Genomic DNA, 5189 nt, shown 5'->3' with positions numbered 1-5189 from the left:
GGAGATTTAAAACACGACGCCCGCTTCATTATTTAAAGCGGGCGTCGTGTTTTAAAAAGAAGAGCCTGACAATTACCTACTTTCACACGGGCAATCCGCACTATCATCGGCGTGGAGTCGTTTCACGGTCCTGTTCGGGATGGGTAGGGGTGGGGCCAACTTACTATAGTCATCAGGCAAAAAACTGTTGTTACGCTATAGCGCGTAACTAGTCTGGGGTAAAAGCAGTTAGTAGATAATAGCACAACATCAAAACGGACCAGTTATAGGATCAAGCCTTACGGGCAATTAGTATCGGTTAGCTTAACGCATTACTGCGCTTACACATCCGACCTATCAACGTCCTAGTCTTGAACGACCCTTCAAGGGGATCAAGTCCCCGGGGAAGTCTCATCTTGAGGCAAGTTTCCCGCTTAGATGCTTTCAGCGGTTATCTCTCCCGAACATAGCTACCCGGCGATGCCACGGGCGTGACAACCGGTACACCAGAGGTTCGTCCACTCCGGTCCTCTCGTACTAGGAGCAGCCCCTCTCAAACTTCCAACGCCCACGGCAGATAGGGACCAAACTGTCTCACGACGTTTTAAACCCAGCTCACGTACCTCTTTAAATGGCGAACAGCCATACCCTTGGGACCGGCTACAGCCCCAGGATGAGATGAGCCGACATCGAGGTGCCAAACACCGCCGTCGATATGAACTCTTGGGCGGTATTAGCCTGTTATCCCCAGAGTACCTTTTATCCGTTGAGCGATGGCCCTTCCATACAGAACCACCGGATCACTATGACCTGCTTTCGCACCTGCTTGACTTGTCGGTCTCGCAGTTAAGCACGCTTATGCCATTGCACTATCAGCACGATTTCCGACCGTACTTAGCGTACCTTCGTACTCCTCCGTTACACTTTGGGAGGAGACCGCCCCAGTCAAACTGCCTACCATGCACGGTTCCCGAACCCGCTTCAGGGTCCTAGGTTAGAACCTCAAACAAACCAGGGTGGTATTTCAAGGACAGCTCCATGCGAACTAGCGTTCACACTTCAAAGCCTCCCACCTATCCTACACAGATTTGTTCAAAGTCCAATGCAAAGCTACAGTAAAGGTTCATGGGGTCTTTCCGTCTAGCCGCGGGTAGATTGCATCATCACAAACACTTCAACTTCGCTGAGTCTCGGGAGGAGACAGTGTGGCCATCGTTACGCCATTCGTGCAGGTCGGAACTTACCCGACAAGGAATTTCGCTACCTTAGGACCGTTATAGTTACGGCCGCCGTTTACCGGGACTTCAATCAAGAGCTCGCACCCCATCATTTAATCTTCCGGCACCGGGCAGGCGTCACACCCTATACGTCCACTTTCGTGTTTGCAGAGTGCTGTGTTTTTATTAAACAGTCGCAGCCACCAGTTTATTGCAACCCTTTGACCCTGCTGGCGCTAGCCAGTTAGGCTAATAGGGCGTACCTTATCCCGAAGTTACGGTACCAATTTGCCGAGTTCCTTCTCCCGAGTTCTCTCAAGCGCCTTAGAATACTCATCCCGCCCACCTGTGTCGGTTTGCGGTACGGTCTTGTTAGACTGAAGCTTAGAGGCTTTTCTTGGGACCACTTCTAATTGCTTTGCAGCTTAAAACTGCTCGCCCCACACCCTTGAATTATGTACCCGGATTTGCCAGAGCACCTTCTTTAATGTAGGGACCGGGACTTCCGACACCCGGACAACCTTCCGCGATCCGTCCCCCCATCGCATCTAACAATGGTGCAGGAATATTAACCTGCTTTCCATCAGCTACGCATTTCTGCCTCGCCTTAGGGACCGACTCACCCTACGCCGATGAACGTTGCGTAGGAAACCTTGGGCTTACGGCGAGGAGGCTTTTCACCTCCTTTATCGCTACTCATGTCAGCATTCGCACTTCCGATACCTCCAGCACACTTTTCAGTGTACCTTCGCAGGCTTACGGAACGCTCTCCTACCATACGCACTTACGCACGTATTCGCAGCTTCGGTAATTAGCTTAGCCCCGTTACATCTTCCGCGCAGGACGACTCGATCAGTGAGCTATTACGCTTTCTTTAAAGGATGGCTGCTTCTAAGCCAACCTCCTGACTGTTTTTGCCTTCCCACTTCGTTTCCCACTTAGCTAATTTTAGGGACCTTAGCTGGCGATCTGGGTTGTTTCCCTTTTGACGTCGGACGTTAGCACCCGGCGTCTGTCTCCCGTGATTACACTCTTCGGTATTCGGAGTTTGCTATGACGAAGTAATCCGCAATGGACCCCTCAACCATGACAGTGCTCTACCCCCAAAGGTGATACACGAGGCACTACCTAAATAGTTTTCGGAGAGAACCAGCTATTTCCAAGTTTGTTTGGCCTTTCACCCCTATCCACAGCTCATCCCCTAACTTTTCAACGTTAGTGGGTTCGGTCCTTCAGTGCGTGTTACCGCACCTTCAACCTGGCCATGGATAGATCACTTGGTTTCGGGTCTACGCCCAACAACTTATTGCCCTATTCGGACTCGCTTTCGCTACGCCTCCCCTATCGGTTAAGCTTGCTATTGAACGTAAGTCGCTGACCCATTATACAAAAGGTACGCCGTCACCCTTTACAAGGCTCCGACTGTTTGTATGCATGTGGTTTCAGGATCTATTTCACTCCCCTCTCGGGGTTCTTTTCACCTTTCCCTCACGGTACTAGTTCACTATCGGTCGATCACGAGTATTTAGCCTTGGAGGATGGTCCCCCCATCTTCAGACAAGATTTCACGTGTCCCGTCTTACTTATCGTACCCTTAGTTCCACACTTTAGTTTTTACTTACAAGGCTATCACTTACTGCGGCCGCTTTTTCCAAAGCGTTCAGTTAACTAGAGAGTTACATGGTACAGGCTGATCCCATTTCGCTCGCCACTACTCTGGGAATCTCGGTTGATTTTTTTTCCTACGGCTACTTAGATGTTTCAGTTCGCCGCGTTCGCTTCACATGATCTATAGATTCAATCACGGATGACCTATGTAGGTCGGGTTACCCCATTCAGACATCTGCGGATTATAGCTTGTTTACCAGCTCCCCGCAGCTTTTCGCAGGCTACTACGTCTTTCTTCGCTTGTGATCGCCAAGGCATCCACCACATGCACTTACTTGCTTGATCCTATAACAAGTCCGTTTTGCAACGAGCAAGTTATGGGTGAGCTTTGTGCTGTGCCATACTTTTTGAGTATTTTGAGTTACTCAAGAAAATAAATTCTCTACCCATCTATTTTTGCATCCATCTCAAGATGCTCTAATAGATATACTGCTTTTTCCAGATTTTTAAAGAACGTTACAGCTAACAAAAAATTCTTGATACACAGATTTAATTACTAATACTCAAACTTGAATACTTGCAATTAAACAGTGGTGGAGGCAGACGGAATCGAACCGACGACCCCCTGCGTGCAAAGCAGGTGCTCTCCCAGCTGAGCTATGCCCCCAAGCTTCTTGGGTTTGATATTTATTTGCTAGACACGCATGGTGGGTCCGGTTGGATTTGAACCAACGACCCCCGCCTTATCAAGACGGTGCTCTAACCGACTGAGCTACAGACCCTTTGTCTGTCCCCCGTGACTTTACAGCCGATAAGTGTGGGTACTTGCAGATAGACATTTTCTCTAGAAAGGAGGTGATCCAGCCGCACCTTCCGATACGGCTACCTTGTTACGACTTCACCCCAGTCATGAATCCTACCGTGGTAACCGTCTTCCTTGCGGTTAGACTAGCCACTTCTGGTAAAACCCACTCCCATGGTGTGACGGGCGGTGTGTACAAGACCCGGGAACGTATTCACCGCGACATGCTGATCCGCGATTACTAGCGATTCCAGCTTCATGCAGTCGAGTTGCAGACTACAATCCGGACTACGATCGGTTTTCTGGGATTAGCTCCCCCTCGCGGGTTGGCAACCCTCTGTTCCGACCATTGTATGACGTGTGAAGCCCTACCCATAAGGGCCATGAGGACTTGACGTCATCCCCACCTTCCTCCGGCTTGTCACCGGCAGTTTCCTTAGAGTGCTCTTGCGTAGCAACTAGGGACAAGGGTTGCGCTCGTTGCGGGACTTAACCCAACATCTCACGACACGAGCTGACGACAGCCATGCAGCACCTGTGCGCCGATTCTCTTTCAAGCACCTCTACTTCTCAGTAGAGTTTCGACCATGTCAAGGGTAGGTAAGGTTTTTCGCGTTGCATCGAATTAATCCACATCATCCACCGCTTGTGCGGGTCCCCGTCAATTCCTTTGAGTTTTAATCTTGCGACCGTACTCCCCAGGCGGTCAACTTCACGCGTTAGCTACGTTACTAAGGAAATAAATCCCCAACAACTAGTTGACATTGTTTAGGGCGTGGACTACCAGGGTATCTAATCCTGTTTGCTCCCCACGCTTTCGTGCATGAGCGTCAGTATTGACCCAGGAGGCTGCCTTCGCCATTGGTATTCCTCCACATCTCTACGCATTTCACTGCTACACGTGGAATTCTACCTCCCTCTGCCATACTCTAGACTGCCAGTCACCTATGCAGTTCCCGGGTTAAGCCCGGGGATTTCACATTGGTCTTAGCAAACCACCTGCGCACGCTTTACGCCCAGTAATTCCGATTAACGCTCGCACCCTACGTATTACCGCGGCTGCTGGCACGTAGTTAGCCGGTGCTTATTCTTCCGGTACCGTCATCCAATTTAGGTATTAACTAAATTGCTTTCTTTCCGGACAAAAGTGCTTTACAACCCGAGGGCCTTCTTCACACACGCGGCATTGCTGGATCAGGGTTTCCCCCATTGTCCAAAATTCCCCACTGCTGCCTCCCGTAGGAGTCTGGGCCGTGTCTCAGTCCCAGTGTGGCTGACCGTCCTCTCAGACCAGCTACAGATCGTCGCCTTGGTAAGCCTTTACCCTACCAACTAGCTAATCTGCCATCGGCCGCTCTTTGAGCGCGAGGCCCGAAGGTCCCCCGCTTTTCTCTTGAGAGTGTATGCGGTATTAATTCGGCTTTCGCCGGGCTATCCCCCACTCTAAGACACGTTCCGATGTATTACTCACCCGTTCGCCACTCGCCGCCAGGCCGAAGCCCGCGTTGCCGTTCGACTTGCATGTGTAAGGCATGCCGCCAGCGTTTAATCTGAGCCAGGATCAAACTCTTTAGTTTAAACCT

2 tRNA genes and 3 rRNA genes are annotated in these 5189 nt (G+C 50.5%); all 5 read right to left on the bottom strand.

Annotated features, from left to right (window positions below):
* Window positions 1-63: 63 nt before the first annotated feature.
* A 5S ribosomal RNA gene (gene rrf / locus K0T93_RS04600) occupies window positions 64-177 on the bottom strand.
* 90 nt (window positions 178-267) lie between these two features.
* Window positions 268-3149 (bottom strand): 23S ribosomal RNA (locus tag K0T93_RS04595).
* 246 nt (window positions 3150-3395) lie between these two features.
* Window positions 3396-3471: transfer RNA gene (locus K0T93_RS04590), tRNA-Ala, on the bottom strand.
* 38 nt (window positions 3472-3509) lie between these two features.
* Window positions 3510-3586 (bottom strand) — tRNA-Ile (locus K0T93_RS04585).
* Window positions 3587-3652: 66 nt separating this feature from the next.
* Window positions 3653-5183 (bottom strand): 16S ribosomal RNA (locus K0T93_RS04580).
* The 16S, 23S and 5S rRNA genes sit together here with 2 tRNA genes alongside, the layout of an rRNA operon.
* Window positions 5184-5189 lie beyond the last annotated feature (6 nt).

This window comes from Candidatus Vallotiella sp. (ex Adelges kitamiensis), assembly GCF_020342435.1.
Classification (GTDB): Bacteria; Pseudomonadota; Gammaproteobacteria; order Burkholderiales; family Burkholderiaceae; genus Mycetohabitans.
This window is presented reverse-complemented; position numbering and strand designations above follow the sequence as displayed.